A 15,592-nucleotide genomic window follows, 5' to 3' on the forward strand; every position below is an offset into this window, starting at 1 on the left:
AGGAGCAGCCTTGATAAAAGGGATAAATCATCTTTGTTTTTCAGTTTCGAATTTAGAAAAATCTATTTGTTTTTATGAGAAAGTATTGGAAGGGAAGTTATTAGTCAAAGGAAGAAAACTTGCTTATTTTGATGTATGTGGCATTTGGTTGGCTTTGAATGAAGAAGTAGATATTCCGAGAAATGAGATTCATCAATCGTATACACATCTTGCATTTTCTGTTGAGCAGAGTGATTTTAAGCAGCTATTACAGCGCCTTGAAGAGAATGAAGTACATATTTTACAAGGGCGAGAGCGTGATGTGAGAGATTGTCAGTCTATTTATTTGATTGATCCAGATGGACATAAGTTTGAATTTCATTCAGGTACATTGCAAGATCGCTTGAACTATTATAAAGAAGCGAAGCCACATATGAAGTTTTACTAAAGATTTAGGATGGCTAATAATCGGTGAGGGTATTACTGCCCGCGCATAGCGGGATAAACAAAGAAATTGCAGGAATTCAAAATAAAAAAAGCGAATGGATTGTAGGTATAGTAGAATCGTAGGAATTACGGTCAAGTTAGTAAGGGGGAATAGAAGATGAAAACAACATTATATGTAACACGTCATGGAGAAACAGAATGGAATGTAGCAAAGCGCATGCAGGGGAGAAAAAATTCTAATCTAACAGAACAGGGAATGCTACAAGCAAAGCAATTAGGTAATCGTATAAAGGATATGCCACTTCATGCTATATACAGTAGTCCGAGTGAACGAACGCTTCATACGGCACGGTTAATTAAAGGAGAACGTAATATACCTATACTAGCGGATGAACATTTTTATGAGATTCATATGGGGACATGGGAAGGGCAGACGCTAGAGGAATTAGAAAAACAATACCCAGATGAAGTCAATCTATTTTGGAATGAGCCACACCGTTTTGTATCAACCTCGGGAGAAAATTTTGCTGCTGTAAATAAACGAGTTATAGAAGGAGTAAACCTTATTTTAGAAAGACATAAGGGCGAAAGTATATTAATCGTTTCGCATGCGGCTGCGGCAAAATTACTTGTTGGACATTTTGCGGGTGTTCCAGTTGAAAAAGTATGGGCGGATCCGTTTATGTATAGTGCGAGTCTGAGTGTAATAGAAATAGAAGATGACAAAGGCATTGTTAAGCTCTTTGCAGATACAAAGCATTTTCAAGAAATATAGGCAAAAAAATAGACCGCATAAAGCGGTCTATTCATAAAATGGTTAAGATTAATCGTTACGTTTTTTATACCAAAAATGATCGAATTTTTTCTTTTTGCGTATCGTAAGTTTATCAGTATCCCAGTCAGGGCATGATGGATGTTTGTGATTATTCCAATCATGACAGTGTGATTTCTTGTCATCACCGCATTTGTGGTGATGTGATTTCTTGTCATCACCGCATTTGTGGTGATGTGATTTCTTGTCACCATTGCATTTGTGGTGGCGTGATTTCTTGCCATCATCGCATTTGTGGTGACGTGATTTCTTGCCATCATCGCATTTGTGATGGCGTGGACGTTTGCGATCTTTTTTACATTTGTGGTCATGAGATTTTTTATTATCATGATCGTAAGAATGGTCGTCATCAAAAGAAATAGGATCTTGATTTAAAAATTCTTCTATTCCCGCACTCTTGATTTCTTCTACAGCTTTTTGGATATCATGTTTCATAGAAACCCTCCTTAACTTTTATTAGCATGAAAAGGCATCCCTTTTACACTACTTATCATATGAAATTAGGTTTCCATCTGTATGAGACAAGTGTTTAATTTTGTGGAAATAGATATATAGCGGATATATGGTAAAGGAAATGAGCATACATTAAATGGAGAGAAAAAGAAGGGAAGGGAGAACATGTTACCTTCTTATGATTTTTTTATTCATCCGATGTATTTTGTTATCCATAGCCGCGGCTTATATGTCGAAAAATCAAAATGGATTTATATAGTAGGGGTATTACTGCCCGCAAATAGCGGGATAAACGAAAAAAGAGATTGAGATGCTGTCAATCTCTTTTTTGTATTATATAATAAAGTGAAACTATATAAATACAAATTAAAAGACCGACATAAACCCCTTCTTTTTAGGTGGGAGAAAGTATCCGTTCATGCATAGAAGCGGTCAGATCCTTTTCCTGCCCCATGCCAAGTGAAAACAAAGAGGTGCAGTTCACCTTTTGTTATCCATAGCTGCGGCTATATGTCGAAAAATCAAAATGGATTTATCCCCGTTAGAGTGGAATCCATATAAAGTTAAATATATCTTGTAGGATGGTGAGAAAATGGAAGCGAAATGGATTGAGTGGGTAAAACAAATACAGGCTATTGCTCAGGCTGGGTTAACGTATTCGAAAGATGTGTATGATGTAGAACGTTTTCAACAATTACGAGAGCTTTCTGTTTCAATGATGTCTCATTATACGAAGACTGATTGGGAAGTGGTGGAGAAGTTATTTGCTAGTGATACAGGCTATCAAACACCAAAAGTGGATATTCGGGCTGTTATTTATCAAAACGGGAAAATGTTATTTGTGAAAGAAAAAAGTGATGGGAAATGGGCACTTCCAGGTGGCTGGGCGGATATTGGCTACACACCAACGGAAGTAGCGGCAAAAGAAGTGTGGGAAGAAGCTGGTTATAAAGTAGATCATTTTCGCTTATTAGCTGTATTTGACAAAGAAAAACATCATTCTTCACCATCAGCAATCCATGTTTATAAAATATTTATAGGCTGTGAAATTGTTGGGGGAGAAAAACAAACGGGTATTGAAACAGATGATGTAAATTTCTTTGCAGAAACAGACCTTCCCGCATTATCAATTGCTAGAAATACCGAGTGGCAAATTCAGCAAATGTTTGCTTATATGAAAGATAGCAACAAAAAAACACTGATTGATTGAACAAATGAAGCGCGTAGGTTTTATTTTTATCCCGCTATTCGCGGGCAGTAAAACCCCCCACTGATTAAAGTTTCCCTTTATCGTAAACCTTGTATATTTTTATTAGAGGAGTAGTAATATATTGGCATGTGCATAGCTTTGTGTGATAATAGAAGAGTATGTGAACAGAAAAGGAGATATGGAAAGAAAATGCTAGCAAACTTAATAGAACAATTGTTACAATTTTTTGCGAGTCTAGGATACTTTGGAGTTGCCTTGGGACTTATGATTGAAATCATCCCTAGTGAGATCGTCCTTTCGTATGCTGGTTTTTTAGTTGCGCGAGGGGAAATTAACTTCGTGGGAGCTGTAATTGCCGGTACAATTGGCGGTACATTAGCACAAATCTTTTTATATTGGCTTGGCTATTACGGAGGACGTCCGGTCGTTGAGAAGTATGGTAAATATTTATTGATAAACAAGAAACATTTAGATACTGCTGAAGGTTGGTTTAACCGCTATGGTGCTGGGGTAATATTTTCCGCACGTTTCATACCAGTTGTACGTCATGCAATTTCAATTCCGGCAGGTTTAGCGAAAATGTCACTGAAGCGTTTTACATTTTATACGGTACTAGCGATTATTCCATGGTCTATCCTATTTATTTATTTAGGAGAGAAACTTGGTGGGAATTGGCGTCATATTAAAGATTATGCAGCTGATTATACACATTACATAATTATTGGAGCCGTGCTCTTTGGTGTTCTTTATTTTGGTTTAAAGGTTTTGAAAAAAAGAAAAACAGTTCGTTAAAGCCGATGATTTCATTGGCTTTTTTTTCATGCATTTTAGTTCTAAAATAAAGAAGTTGTCCATAATGTGTAATAATACAACGTAGCGGGGGAATGAAATGAAAGGGTCACCGTTTTTACGTGGAACACTGTTCTTAACTATGGCAACGATGATATCTAAAATGCTCGGCTTTATATATGTCATTCCGTTTACGGCGATGGTGGGGACAAGTGGATATGTGTTATATACATATGCATATCGTCCTTACACGATTATGCTCAGTATTGCAACGATGGGACTGCCGCTAGCTGTTTCCAAAATGGTTTCAAAATATAATGAGCTAAATGATTATCATACGGTAAAACGGGTGTTAAAAAGCGGACTGGTCTTTATGATTTTTATGGGTATTGTTTCATTTCTAATGTTATATATGTTAGCTCCGTATCTTGCAAAGCTTGTCATTGACGGCAGTGATCAAACGGGGAATAGCATAAAGGCGGTTACATATAACATTCAAATTGTTAGCTTTGCGTTATTGATTGTACCAGTGATGAGTTTATTGCGCGGCTTTTTTCAAGGGTTTCAATCTATGGGACCATCTGCATCTAGCGTTGTTGTGGAGCAGTTTTTTCGCGTATTAACAATTTTAATTGGAAGCTTTATCGTTTTGCATCTGTTAAAAGCTCCTGTTTCACTTGCTGTTGGTGTATCAACATTTGGAGCATTTATTGGTGCTGTAGCTGGATTAACGGTACTGATTGGATATTACATGAGAAGAAGGAAGTACTTGAAGAAAAAAGAAATAGCAAGTATTCCACAAACAACGAAATCTTTTTTTTCACTATATAAAGAGCTCTTTACCTATTCGATTCCGTTTGTCGTCGTTGGATTAGCAATCCCGATGTATCAAACAATTGATACGTTTACAATTAATAAACTATTAATGCAGATAGGTTATGTACAAAGTGAAGCAGAAAAGATCAATGCAATCATCGGACTCGTTCAAATGGTTGTGCTCATTCCTGTATCTGTCGCAACAGCTTTTAGTATGTCACTTGTTCCTGAGATGACACGAGCTTACACAGCGGGAAATGTACAACTACTATACAAACATTTTACAAAAACAAATCTACTTGTTGTTGGTATTACTATACCAGCGGCGATTGCAATGATAGGCTTAGCTAAGCCTGTATATACGTTATTATTTGGAGTAGGGAATGACCCAAATATGGGCAGTGTCATTTTACAGTATTATGCACCAGCATGTATCCTATTTTCGCTATTTGCTATTACTGCTGCGATGTTACAAGGAATTAATCAGCAACGAAAAACGGTACTTGGTTTAATTGTGGGTGTTATAGTTAAAATTGTATTAAATCTCATGCTATTACAGCACTTTGATTACACAAGTTTTATTATCGCAACGTATGCAGGCTATACAGTTTCTGTTTCATTTAACTTGTGGATGCTTTCTAAATATGTTATAAAGGCAACATGAGCTTTTGAAAAGACAGAGCAACCTCTGTCTTTTTCTATTTTAAAAAAATTTATGAAAAAAAGCGTTTTCAAAATAATTTCCTATTGAAATTTGAACGTTTGTTTCATATGCTGAAAATGGCGGTTCAAAAACTGTTGTTTAAGTGAGGTAGATTCCCACATGTAAAAAGAATCGGGGTGATAGTATGTTAAATATATATTTAACAGACCGAAACGGAAAACTACAAGAAATAGAAGAGATTCAAAAAGGTTGTTGGATCAATGTACTTCATCCAACAGAAGAAGAAATTCAATTTCTGGTGCAAACATTAAATGTAGAATTGGATTTCATTAAAGACCCTTTGGATGATGAAGAACGTTCGCGTATTGAAAAAGAAGATGATAATGCCTTAATTATCGTGGATATCCCTACAGTAAGGCATGATGAAGAGGGAAATTCGATATACGATACGATTCCAATTGGTATGATTGTAATGCCAGAATGTTTTGTTACAATCTGTTTAGAAGAGAATCCGATTTTTGAGCGCTTTATTAACCAACGTATTAAAGAATTTTATACTTTTAAAAAGACGCGTTTTGCGTTGCAGCTCTTATATACAATTTCTACTTATTATTTACGTTACTTAAAACAAATTAACCGAAAAACAATCGACTTAGAGCATCAATTAAATAAATCGATGAAAAATAAAGAAATTTTCACATTGCTAGGCCTTGAAAAAAGTTTAGTGTACTTTACGACATCTTTAAAAGCAAATAAAATCGTGATTCAAAAATTAATGCGTAATAATACCTTTATAAAAATGTATGAAGATGATCAAGATTTGCTAGAAGATGTGTTGATTGAAAATAAACAGGCCATTGAAATGGCTGAAATATATAGCAATATTTTAAGTGGTATGATGAACACGTTTAGTTCAGTTATTTCAAATAACTTAAATAGTGTCATGAAACTGCTGACTTCTATTACAATTATTTTGTCATTACCAACGATGGTTTCGAGCTTTTTTGGAATGAACGTGGAAATTCCACTTGGTAATAACCCGCATGGTTTTGTCATTGTAATGATTATATGTGCAACATTATCTTGCACTTTAGCTTTTATTTTTTGGAAAAAACGTTATTTTTAAAGATGAAAAAAGCTGCTCTAGAATAGTTGCGAAACTACTCTAGAGCAGCTTTTTTATTATAGTAAAGTCTTTTTTCATACATCCTAAATGTATGACTAACCAGTCCGTTATAATCATTTTCATATCATATATGACTTGTTCAAATTATTAATAGGGGTTAAAATTACATATTGTTAATGAAAAAGTGGAGGAAATACATCATGGAAATGTTTCAATTACCAAAAGCATTCCTGCAAATGAATACGATTTTTATCTCTATCTTAATTGAAGCACTACCATTTGTGCTTATTGGTGTATTTATTTCAGGATTCATTCAAATGTTTGTGACAGAAGATATGGTGGCAAAGTGGATGCCGAAAAAACGATTTCTGTCAGTATTATTAGCTACTTTTCTTGGCATGATGTTTCCAGGGTGTGAATGTGGAATCGTTCCAATTGTGCGTCGTCTTATTGGGAAAGGTGTACCGCCTTACGCTGGAATTGCATTCATGTTAACGGGACCAATTATTAATCCGGTCGTATTATTTGCAACGTATGTTGCATTTGGAAGTAGTATGCATATGGTGTGGTATCGTTCAATCGTTGCCATTATTGTAGCTATTATCGTTGGACTTATCTTATCGTTTATGTTTAAAGATCATCAATTACGTGATGAGCATTTTCCAGAAGTGAATCATAAGCGTCCGTTACGTAAAAAAATGTGGGATGTTTGTACACATGCGGTCGAGGAATTTTTCTCAATGGGTAAATACTTAGTAATGGGGGCATTAATTGCAGCTGCCGTCCAAACGTTTGTACAAACGTCAACATTACTCGCAATTGGACAAGGACCGTTTTCTTCATCAGCGGTTATGATGGGACTTGCCTTTATTTTATCTCTATGTTCAGAAGCGGATGCTTTCATTGCATCTTCGTTCCAAAGTACGTTTTCAACAGCATCACTTGTCGCGTTCCTCGTATATGGACCGATGGTGGATATTAAAAATATGTTTATGATGCTTGCGACATTTAAAACGCGATTCGTAATCGTTGTGACAGTTACCATTACACTCGTTGTTTATGCAAGCTCACTACTCATTTATGCGATGGGGTGGTAGGTTATGTTTCGAGCATACATTTTACTTGGTTTTACAATTTTAATTACACAGCTCCATATTTCGGGAAATATTACGAAGTATATTAATATGAAGTATGCATATTTATCAAAAACAGCAGCGATTATTTTAGGTTTTTTAACAATTATTCAGATCATTGTTGTTTTCCAAAAAGAACACAAAAAAGAAAAAGAGCAACACGACTGTGGTTGCGATCATAGTCATTGTGGACATGATCACTCGAAAGATGAAAACACATGGTGGAAACGTATTTTTGCTTATACGTTATTTTGTTTCCCTATTATTTCAGGACTATTCTTTCCGATTGCGACGCTAGATTCGGATATTGTTAAAGCGAAAGGATTCCATTTTCCAGTTGCACAGGCAGAAAGCACAGATCCATTTATTACAAGGCAGTTTCTAAGACCAGATACAAGCATTTATTATGGAAAAGAAGGCTATCGCGGTGTGATGGAAAAAGGGAAGAAAGCATATGTAACAAAAGATAAAATTTCTTTAAAGGATGAAGACTTCTTAAAAGGAATGGAGACCATCTATAATTATCCTGGGGAATTTACTGGGAAAGAATTATCCTTTAAAGGGTTTGTATTCCGTGATGATTCTGCAAAGAAAGAGCAGTATTTCCTATTCCGTTTTGGTATTATACATTGTGTAGCAGACTCAGGTGTATATGGTATGCTAGTTAAAAAACCAGAGGGAGTAGAGTGGAAGAATGATGATTGGGTTGAAGTAGAAGGTACAATTGCAACTGAATTTTATCAACCATTCCACGCAAATATTCCAGTTTTAGAAGTAACAAAGTGGAATAAAGTAGAAGAGCCAAAAGAACAATATGTATTTAGAGGAGCCGATTGATCATAATCGGCTCTTTCGTTACATTTGTGGCGCTTGGGAAGGAAAATAATCCAGTTCCTGTTCCTCATGTGATTCCGGAAACAGAGGGTGAAAAGAAGCTTCATGAAATTGCTGTTTTACGTGCGCAGCAACGTCATATTCGTAAGGCAGAAAGTAAGAAAATGGCTATGTTATTATCTTTATAAAGTGAAACTTTGCTTAGTGGGGGATTACTGCCTGTTAATGCGGGATAAATAGTTGGAAATGAAAAACGGACACCTAAAAATAGGTGTCCGTTTTTATAGTTTTTTCATCTGCATATCGTTGTTGGATAGCTAACTAGCAAAAGCAAGCAGCACCGACGATAATCAAGAGGATAAATAATACGACAAGTAACGCAAATCCATTGCCATGTCCGAAACCCATTGTTTTTTCCTCCTTTTAAATTAAGATACAAGATACAATATGCAACTCGGCTACTGTTTGATAGGGCATATATCACGAAGTTCATGATTTTTTTGTATGTTAATTTGAAAAAGAGGGAAAATATAGAAATAGCAGCTTTTGAAAGAAGGGTTATATCAGTGAAATACTTTATCCTCATTTTATTATGTATCATAGGTGTATTTGTATGGATGAAAGTTGATGTAGAGACGGGGAGGGAAATGATTAATCAACAGGAAACATCGCAAATTCGAGTTGGGAATTTTCAATTGTACACAAATGGGGAAGATTTGTATCGAAATATGTTTGAAGATATAAATCGTGCGGAAAAGTTTATTTATCTTCATTTTTATATTGTAGGTAAAGATAAAGTGAGTCGTGATTTTTTGCAACTATTAGAGCGAAAAGCATCGAGTGGTGTGGATGTGAAATTATCAGTGGATCGAGTTGGTGGTTATAAAATAAAGAAAAAAGTGATAGGGCAGTTAGAAAAGAAAGGTGTCAAATTTACTTTTAGTAATAAACCTAAGCTGAAAAATTTTTTTTATTCACTACATCATCGTAATCACCGCCGCATTGCAGTGATTGATGGGAAAGTTTCCTATATAGGTGGTTTTAATATTGGAGAAGAATACCTCGGAAAAGATCCTAAGTTCGGAAAATGGCGTGATTATCAAATGCGTATTGAAGGAGACGGGGCAGAAGATATGGAGCGTCAATTTGCGAAAGATTGGTACGCGGATACAGGTGAAAACCTTTCTTTACATAAAAGTTCATTTGTACAAGGAGACTTAAAGTATCAATACGTATTTTCTGATGGAAAAGGGTTATGGCAAGAATATAGTGGATTATTAAAGAAGGCAAAACGGTCAATTGTCATTGCAACGCCATATTTTGTACCAAGTCAAGAAATGATGAACGGTTTGCAAGAGGCACTACGAAGAGGAGTTGACGTAAAGCTTCTCGTCCCCTTTAAAAGTGATGCACTGTTACTAAAGCAAGCTGCTTATCCGCATTTAAAGAAGATGCTGGATGCTGGTGCAAAGATCTATCAATACCGGGATGGCTTTTTTCATGGAAAGGCAACAATAATTGACGAGAAAGTTGCCGACGTAGGAACAGCTAACTTTGATAATCGTAGCTTTTATATTAATGATGAGTCAGAATGTTTTATATATGGAGAGAAAGCTGTTACGGAAATATGGCAACGAGTGCAGAAAGATTTTCATGATGCTAAACAATTGACAGACAAGGATTTTGAAAAAATTAGTAGTTGGGACTGGTTTCTAGCAAGGATAGCAAATGTTCTGTCGTTCTACTTATAGCATATATTTAAAGAAGAAAGGAGGACTGTAATATGAGATGTATGCATGAGTTAATGGATTGTAGTTATGAAATGATATATAGGATTGGCGAGTATATGAAACAGGTGCAAGATGAAGAGTTGAGAGATTTATTGCAGCAGCATTTACCATATATTTTACAAGCTTACAATGAACAGGTAAATTTTCAAGAGGGTGAAAATGTACAGCATATGATTGGTGAACAACTTGCTTCTCCTTTTTTTCAAATCGACATAGCGATGCGAAATACGAATAAAAGCGATATTGAAATTGCGATTTTCTATATTTCGCATTTGAAAAAATTAACCCTTGGCTATGCCCAAGTCGCTGTGGAAGTTGCGAATCCAGAATTTCGGTCTTTTTTGGAAAATTGCTTTGTTAAGATGAATCGTTATGCATATAGTGTGTGGCAATATATCGTGAAAAAAGAATATAAGATAGAAAATATATACGAAGACGAGAAATTTGCATAGAATAAAAAAACAAGACGGTATAGGAGCCGTCTTGTTTTTTATTCATAAGCTTTTAACCATACCGCCATCAACGAGGAAAGATTGTCCTGTCATATATGTATTTGCATCCGATACAAGGAATGCGGCGAATGTTGCAAATTCACTTGGATGGCCGTAACGACCAAGTGGTATGATAGCTTCAAACTGCTTCTGTACATCCTCTACTGTAATACCTCGTTTTTCAGCAGCTATTTCATCTAAAGAAGCAATACGGTCCGTTGCAATGCGTCCTGGTGCAATTGTATTAATTAAAATATTATAGGGAGCAAGTTCGGACGCTAATGTTTTTGATAAGCCTGTAATTCCTACGCGGAATGTATTCGATAATAGTAAACCAGGAATTGGTTCTTTAATAGAAGACGAAGCAATATTGATGATTTTACCGCCTTGCTGTTTCATATGTGGAAGTACTTCACGAATCATACGAACGTAGCTTAATAAATTCAGTTCAAATGAGCTGTACCAATCATCGTCTGTTAATTGTTCAAATGTGCCTGGTTTTGGTCCACCAGCATTGTTAACTAAAATGTTGATCGTTCCAAATGTTTGTACGGTTTGTTCTACAGCTTGTTTTATGTTTTCTTTATTTGTAACATCACAAACTGTATAAGCGATAGTACCTTTGTTAAGAGCAGTAAGTTCTTGTTGTAAGGATGCGAGCTTCTCTTCATTACGGCTGAGTAGCATTACATTTGCTCCTTCTGTTACAAGCTGCGTAGCAATGGCTTTTCCTAAACCTTGACTAGAAGCAACGATAAGGGCTGTTTTTCCAGATAATCCAAGTTCCATATGTATCAACCTTTCTCTCGTATATTACTTTTTATTATAAATGAAAACGCTGCAAAATAAAAAATATACGATTTTAGTTATTGGAAAATTTACAAACATTTACCGTTTCTTTACTTTTTTCTCATATTTCCTTCAAGAAAGAGAAGTAATATGAGATTGTACATATTCTATCAAAAGGGGGATAAGCAAATGAATAAATGGGTTAAATCTTTAACTGCTATGGCACTTGCGAGCTCTTTGTTTATGGTAGGTTGTGGTAATGGTGATGACAATAAGAAGGAAGACGAGCCAACACAGCAAGATGAAGAAACGAAAGATGAGGAAACAAGCACAGATAGTAACTCTTCTGATTCAAAGGAAAAGAAATAATATCGTTCATAATGGGGCTTCCTTGGTAGATGAGGAAGCTTTTTTTGTTGTTTATTTTTTTGTTTTGCGGAACAATAGAGAGGGAAGTAGAAAGAAAGGAAAGATAATATGAAAATATGTTTATTTGGAGCAACTGGAAGAGTTGGATCCGAGTTGCTGAAACTAGCATTGCAAGATGCACATGATGTAACAGTATTAGTCCGTGATAGAAATAAGATTGATGTGCAGCACGAGAGTCTACATGTAATAGAAGGAAATGTATTACATGAGCAAGATGTGAAGGCTGCTCTAAAGGGAAATGACATCATTATAAGTGCTCTTGGAACAGATGGGAATGGAACTTTATCGAAAAGTATGCCGGAAATTATTCAATATATGCAAGAGGAGAGGATAGAAAGGATAATTACGATTGGAACAGCTGGTATTCTGCAGGCAAGGTCTAATCAGAAAATATATCGGTTTCAATCAGAAGAATCAAGAAGAAGAACAACAACAGCTGCAGAAGATCATGTAGCAGCATATGTAGCTTTAAAAGATAGCAACGTAACGTGGACGGTTGTTTGTCCCACACATTTAATTGATGGGGAAGAAACAGGAGAGTACCGGACAGAGTCTCATATGTTACCATTAGACGGATCAAAAATTACAGTAGGAGATACTGCACATTTTGCTTGGTCTTTATTACATAAAAATGAATATGAAAATAGTCGCGTAGGCATTGCATACTAAAAAAACCATCCCTTTAGAGGGATGGTTAAAAAATAATATAACAAACAAAAACGATAATCATAATGATTTGTAAAATCGCTTTTGCTACGGTGCTGCTTAAAAAGCCAACAACTGTAGCAATTCCGACCATAAACGCTTCTTTTGGTGTTTTTTTATGCATGAGTTCTGTCACGAAAACAGACAGGAACGGAATAATAATCAGTCCAAATGGTGGAAAGAAAAAGGAACCGACAATAATAGAAACCATACCCACTCGTTCGCCCCATTTTGTACTTCCATATTTTTTTAAGAAGTAGCTATTTGCGATAAAGTCAGCCAAGAAAATAATCGCAGTAAAAATGATTTGAATGATCCAAAAAGTCGTTGTTAGTTCCGCTCCGTTTATGCCAAAATGATAAATCAAATATCCAGCCCATAATGCGAGTATTCCTGGGATAATCGGGTAGATAAACGCAATGAACGAAATGATAAAACAAGCAATTATACAAAGTGTTAATAGAACAGTCACTTTATATCTCCTTTTTAATGTCTAGTTTTTGTACAGCAATTTTTTTAATTTGATGTCCATCAAGTACTAACGCCTTGAATTGGAAACCAGCGTATTCAATTGTATAGCCAGGTTCAATATTTAAATCGATTGCTTGAGAAAGAAGCCAACCACCGATTGTATCTAAATCACTTTCATCAATATGAATACCAAACATATCATTCACTTCAGAAATGAGCACTTTTCCATCGAGTACTGTAAGCTTCGGTGTACGCTTTTCAATCATTGGTGATTCATCTGTATCGAACTCATCTTGAATTTCACCGATAATTTCTTCGATAATATCCTCCATTGTTAACAGACCAGCTGTTCCGCCGTATTCATCCATGACGATTGCCATTTGAACACGATTTTTTTGAAGGTGAATTAATGTTTTTCGAATTGGAACTGTTTCAAAGACAGTTAAGACAGGATGTATGTATGCTTCTAACGGCTTATGGATACCTTTTGTTTGATCATGAAAAATTTCTTTTGTATTCAGCATTCCGATAATGTCATCCTTATCTTTTTCAATAACAGGATAGCGTGTGAATTTTTCTGATGCGACAATATCCATATTTTCTGCCAACGTATTTTCAGTAGATAGACAAATCATTTCTGTGCGTGGCACCATAATTTCTTTTGCAACGCGATCATCGAACTCAAAAATATTGTTTACATATTTATATTCAGTTTGGTTAATTTCACCGCTTTTATAGCTTTCACCTAAAATAAGTCGTAGTTCCTCTTCTGAGTGAGCAAGTTCGTTTTCTTTTGCTGGTTCTAAACCAAACAGTTTCGTAAAGAATAAAGCGCTATGGTTTAGTAACCAAATGAAAGGATACATGATCTTATCAAACCAAATAAGTGGTTTGGCAAACTTTAACGTAATCGCTTCTGCTTTTTGAATCGCAAATGATTTCGGAACGAGTTCGCCCAGCACGACGTGGAAAAAGGTAATGATGCTAAACGCAATAATGAAAGATAATGTATTAGCCATTGCTCCAGTTACGTTTGCTTTTTCAAATAATGGTCTTAATAAATGTTCTACAGTCGGTTCACCAAGCCAACCCAGTCCTAAAGATGTAATTGTAATACCGAGCTGACAAGCTGATAAATATACATCTAAGTTAGATACAACGCTTCTAGCAGCTAACGCTTGTTTATTTCCTTCGTTTGCTAGCTGGTCAATTCGACTTTTTCGTACTTTTACAACTGCAAATTCTGATGCAACGAAAAAGCCGGAAACGAGGATAAGTACAAAAATGAGAAAAATATTTAATATGTCCAAGTGTGTTCTCTACTCCGAAGTGGGAATAAAGATGTCACCTCCTGCAAGTATGTTATACTTTTATAATAAATCGAAACCAAAATAATAGTCAAAGAAAATGAGTAAATAATGGCATGTTTTGTTAATTGTTCATAATTTTGTTTTTATTTTGCCCTGTATGAATGGGTAATAACCCCGCAACTTAAACTTTAAAGGTGGAGGGTTACTGGTTAATAACAGTGAAGGATTGTTACTTTATCCCGCTATTCGCGGGCAGTAATACCCCCACTGATCAAAGTTTCACTTTATCATTGTTCTTGTGAAAGCGTGTGTCTGTTGTTTCGAATTGTTTGTTGTCCAAAGCGATTGAAGAAGGGAGAGAATCAAGTAGGGAATATATAAAAGCAGCAATCCGATTGCCACAACTGTCGGCGAGCTTCCTCCAAATTGAATGATAAATTGCAGCAATCCTTTCGTGTGAAAAATACATTCCATATAAAAGAATGAGATAATGATTGAACCTATAATAGATTTATGATTGGTAAGCAGTGCAATAAACAACGTATTGATCAGAAAGGATGGGTCATTTATTGCTTGGTCTTCTGTTTTATATAAAAATGGTAACCATTTCTTTATGGCTTGTATGACGATAATCATAGAAGTACTACATATGATGATAAGAGAAGAGAAGAATGGTATCGTTATGTATTGAGCGACGTATAGAGAGAGTAAAACAATGGAACATTGCATGGCAACGGTACTCAATGAGTATGGAATCCAGCTCAGTAGTAAGACGTACTTTTTAAAAGGGCTGGATGATTTTAAGAAAGAGCGTCCGATTGCGAAACTAATGAAAAATCCGACCGCAAGAGTGAAAGTGAAACGAACCATTGATAAAAAATATACCCCCCATAAATAAGGAAATAACAGTGTGGAATGACCTGGTACATGTAGTACGGTTGTGGAACTTACAATTGGTTGGGCAGAGAAAAGAATGGATTCATGCATCCAATCAATCATTGGGATGGAAATGGACGGCATATGGACGAAGCTGTAAAAAATCCCAAGTAATCCTTTCAAATAAGATGAATCATGGGTTAATAATATAGAGGGAATGGGACTTATCATGAGAATAATGAAAAAGCCAATAAACAAGCGATATGTGTAAGAGCGAATTAAGGAAGTCATATCATTCACCTACTCTTAGAGGATTCAGAAAATTCTTATTTTTATTGTATCGTTTTTTTAGGAAAGTTACAATCTCTTTTTCTTCACATATCGGTATAAGCTGTGATGCTGAGTAACTCTTTTTTTTGTAAGTTACAGGGGATTCATCATTGTTGTC

At 35.6% G+C, this 15,592-nt stretch carries 18 protein-coding genes and 1 pseudogene; 13 read left to right on the forward strand and 6 right to left on the reverse strand.

The window, feature by feature from the left end; all coding sequences use genetic code 11:
* Positions 1–10: 10 nt before the first annotated feature.
* A complete protein-coding gene (fosB, locus tag QRE67_RS09775) occupies positions 11–427 on the forward strand; it encodes a FosB/FosD family fosfomycin resistance bacillithiol transferase (RefSeq protein WP_286124677.1) in 417 nt (138 codons plus the stop codon).
* Positions 428–583: 156 nt separating this feature from the next.
* Positions 584–1,201: a phosphoserine phosphatase 1 gene (locus QRE67_RS09780; protein ID WP_286124678.1), complete on the forward strand. Its 618-nt coding sequence runs from the start codon at positions 584–586 to the stop codon at positions 1,199–1,201.
* 48 nt (positions 1,202–1,249) lie between these two features.
* On the opposite strand, the gene QRE67_RS09785 is transcribed toward QRE67_RS09780, so the two are convergent.
* Positions 1,250–1,693 carry a CotG/ExsB N-terminal domain-containing protein gene (locus tag QRE67_RS09785; RefSeq protein WP_286124679.1) on the reverse strand — a complete coding sequence of 148 codons (444 nt, stop codon included), beginning with the start codon at positions 1,691–1,693 and terminating at the stop codon, positions 1,250–1,252.
* Between the two features lie 610 nt (positions 1,694–2,303).
* On the opposite strand from QRE67_RS09785, the gene QRE67_RS09790 reads away from it, so the two are divergent.
* The 7 genes and pseudogenes from QRE67_RS09790 to QRE67_RS09820 form a co-directional block, all read left to right on the forward strand.
* Entirely contained in the window at positions 2,304–2,921 is a 618-nt protein-coding gene (locus QRE67_RS09790; protein WP_286124680.1) for an NUDIX hydrolase, read from the forward strand.
* Positions 2,922–3,110: 189 nt separating this feature from the next.
* A complete protein-coding gene (gene uptA / locus QRE67_RS09795) occupies positions 3,111–3,713 on the forward strand; it encodes an undecaprenyl phosphate transporter UptA (protein ID WP_286124681.1) in 603 nt (200 codons plus the stop codon).
* A gap of 97 nt (positions 3,714–3,810) precedes the next feature.
* Positions 3,811–5,190 (forward strand): putative polysaccharide biosynthesis protein, encoded by a 1,380-nt coding sequence (locus tag QRE67_RS09800; RefSeq protein WP_286124682.1) that lies wholly within the window; start codon positions 3,811–3,813, stop codon positions 5,188–5,190.
* A 184-nt stretch (positions 5,191–5,374) separates the two neighbouring features.
* Positions 5,375–6,316, forward strand: coding sequence for a magnesium transporter CorA family protein (locus tag QRE67_RS09805; RefSeq protein WP_286124683.1), 942 nt, complete (start codon positions 5,375–5,377; stop codon positions 6,314–6,316).
* A 200-nt stretch (positions 6,317–6,516) separates the two neighbouring features.
* Positions 6,517–7,413 (forward strand): permease, encoded by an 897-nt coding sequence (locus QRE67_RS09810; RefSeq protein WP_286124684.1) that lies wholly within the window; start codon positions 6,517–6,519, stop codon positions 7,411–7,413.
* A 3-nt stretch (positions 7,414–7,416) separates the two neighbouring features.
* Entirely contained in the window at positions 7,417–8,286 is an 870-nt protein-coding gene (locus tag QRE67_RS09815; RefSeq protein WP_286124685.1) for a TIGR03943 family putative permease subunit, read from the forward strand.
* Between the two features lie 11 nt (positions 8,287–8,297).
* Positions 8,298–8,471: pseudogene (locus QRE67_RS09820) on the forward strand (acyl-CoA thioesterase); the annotation flags it as partial.
* A gap of 133 nt (positions 8,472–8,604) precedes the next feature.
* Here QRE67_RS09820 and QRE67_RS09825 read toward each other — a convergent pair.
* The gene (locus QRE67_RS09825; protein ID WP_286125239.1) at positions 8,605–8,691 is read right to left on the reverse strand and encodes a YjcZ family sporulation protein; all 87 of its coding nucleotides are present in this window, start codon (positions 8,689–8,691) and stop codon (positions 8,605–8,607) included.
* 158 nt (positions 8,692–8,849) lie between these two features.
* On the opposite strand from QRE67_RS09825, the gene cls reads away from it, so the two are divergent.
* Positions 8,850–10,034 (forward strand): cardiolipin synthase, encoded by a 1,185-nt coding sequence (cls, locus tag QRE67_RS09830; protein WP_286124686.1) that lies wholly within the window; start codon positions 8,850–8,852, stop codon positions 10,032–10,034.
* A gap of 32 nt (positions 10,035–10,066) precedes the next feature.
* The gene (locus tag QRE67_RS09835; protein WP_286124687.1) at positions 10,067–10,525 is read left to right on the forward strand and encodes a spore coat protein; all 459 of its coding nucleotides are present in this window, start codon (positions 10,067–10,069) and stop codon (positions 10,523–10,525) included.
* Between the two features lie 42 nt (positions 10,526–10,567).
* On the opposite strand, the gene QRE67_RS09840 is transcribed toward QRE67_RS09835, so the two are convergent.
* Positions 10,568–11,353 (reverse strand): SDR family oxidoreductase, encoded by a 786-nt coding sequence (locus QRE67_RS09840; RefSeq protein WP_286124688.1) that lies wholly within the window; start codon positions 11,351–11,353, stop codon positions 10,568–10,570.
* 189 nt (positions 11,354–11,542) lie between these two features.
* On the opposite strand from QRE67_RS09840, the gene QRE67_RS09845 reads away from it, so the two are divergent.
* Positions 11,543–11,722 carry a hypothetical protein gene (locus tag QRE67_RS09845; RefSeq protein WP_286124689.1) on the forward strand — a complete coding sequence of 60 codons (180 nt, stop codon included), beginning with the start codon at positions 11,543–11,545 and terminating at the stop codon, positions 11,720–11,722.
* Positions 11,723–11,830: 108 nt separating this feature from the next.
* Entirely contained in the window at positions 11,831–12,451 is a 621-nt protein-coding gene (locus QRE67_RS09850) for an NAD(P)-dependent oxidoreductase (RefSeq protein ID WP_286124690.1), read from the forward strand.
* 25 nt (positions 12,452–12,476) lie between these two features.
* Here QRE67_RS09850 and QRE67_RS09855 read toward each other — a convergent pair whose 3' ends face one another.
* The 3 genes from QRE67_RS09855 to QRE67_RS09865 all read right to left on the reverse strand — a co-directional run bounded on the left by QRE67_RS09855 (position 12,477) and on the right by QRE67_RS09865 (position 15,435).
* Entirely contained in the window at positions 12,477–12,959 is a 483-nt protein-coding gene (locus QRE67_RS09855; protein WP_286124691.1) for a DUF456 domain-containing protein, read from the reverse strand.
* Between the two features lies 1 nt (position 12,960).
* Positions 12,961–14,268, reverse strand: a complete 1,308-nt coding sequence (locus tag QRE67_RS09860; RefSeq protein WP_286124692.1) for a hemolysin family protein — start codon at positions 14,266–14,268, stop codon at positions 12,961–12,963.
* Between the two features lie 279 nt (positions 14,269–14,547).
* Positions 14,548–15,435, reverse strand: coding sequence for a hypothetical protein (locus QRE67_RS09865; protein WP_286124693.1), 888 nt, complete (start codon positions 15,433–15,435; stop codon positions 14,548–14,550).
* Between the last annotated feature and the right edge of the window lie 157 nt (positions 15,436–15,592).

The sequence above is a fragment of the Bacillus sp. DX3.1 genome, assembly GCF_030292155.1.
In the GTDB taxonomy this organism is placed as follows: Bacteria; Bacillota; Bacilli; order Bacillales; family Bacillaceae_G; genus Bacillus_A.

Bases quoted from the DNA above. Each gene is read 5' to 3' on its own strand.
- QRE67_RS09780 (WP_286124678.1), top strand. From the start codon at position 584: ATGAAAACAACATTATATGTAACACGTCATGGAGAAACAGAATGGAAT.
- QRE67_RS09785 (WP_286124679.1), bottom strand. From the start codon at position 1,693: ATGAAACATGATATCCAAAAAGCTGTAGAAGAAATCAAGAGTGCGGGA.
- QRE67_RS09790 (WP_286124680.1), top strand. From the start codon at position 2,304: ATGGAAGCGAAATGGATTGAGTGGGTAAAACAAATACAGGCTATTGCT.
- uptA (WP_286124681.1), top strand. From the start codon at position 3,111: ATGCTAGCAAACTTAATAGAACAATTGTTACAATTTTTTGCGAGTCTA.
- QRE67_RS09800 (WP_286124682.1), top strand. From the start codon at position 3,811: ATGAAAGGGTCACCGTTTTTACGTGGAACACTGTTCTTAACTATGGCA.
- QRE67_RS09805 (WP_286124683.1), top strand. From the start codon at position 5,375: ATGTTAAATATATATTTAACAGACCGAAACGGAAAACTACAAGAAATA.
- QRE67_RS09810 (WP_286124684.1), top strand. From the start codon at position 6,517: ATGGAAATGTTTCAATTACCAAAAGCATTCCTGCAAATGAATACGATT.
- QRE67_RS09815 (WP_286124685.1), top strand. From the start codon at position 7,417: ATGTTTCGAGCATACATTTTACTTGGTTTTACAATTTTAATTACACAG.
- QRE67_RS09825 (WP_286125239.1), bottom strand. From the start codon at position 8,691: ATGGGTTTCGGACATGGCAATGGATTTGCGTTACTTGTCGTATTATTT.
- QRE67_RS09835 (WP_286124687.1), top strand. From the start codon at position 10,067: ATGAGATGTATGCATGAGTTAATGGATTGTAGTTATGAAATGATATAT.
- QRE67_RS09840 (WP_286124688.1), bottom strand. From the start codon at position 11,353: ATGGAACTTGGATTATCTGGAAAAACAGCCCTTATCGTTGCTTCTAGT.
- QRE67_RS09845 (WP_286124689.1), top strand. From the start codon at position 11,543: ATGAATAAATGGGTTAAATCTTTAACTGCTATGGCACTTGCGAGCTCT.
- QRE67_RS09850 (WP_286124690.1), top strand. From the start codon at position 11,831: ATGAAAATATGTTTATTTGGAGCAACTGGAAGAGTTGGATCCGAGTTG.
- QRE67_RS09865 (WP_286124693.1), bottom strand. From the start codon at position 15,435: ATGACTTCCTTAATTCGCTCTTACACATATCGCTTGTTTATTGGCTTT.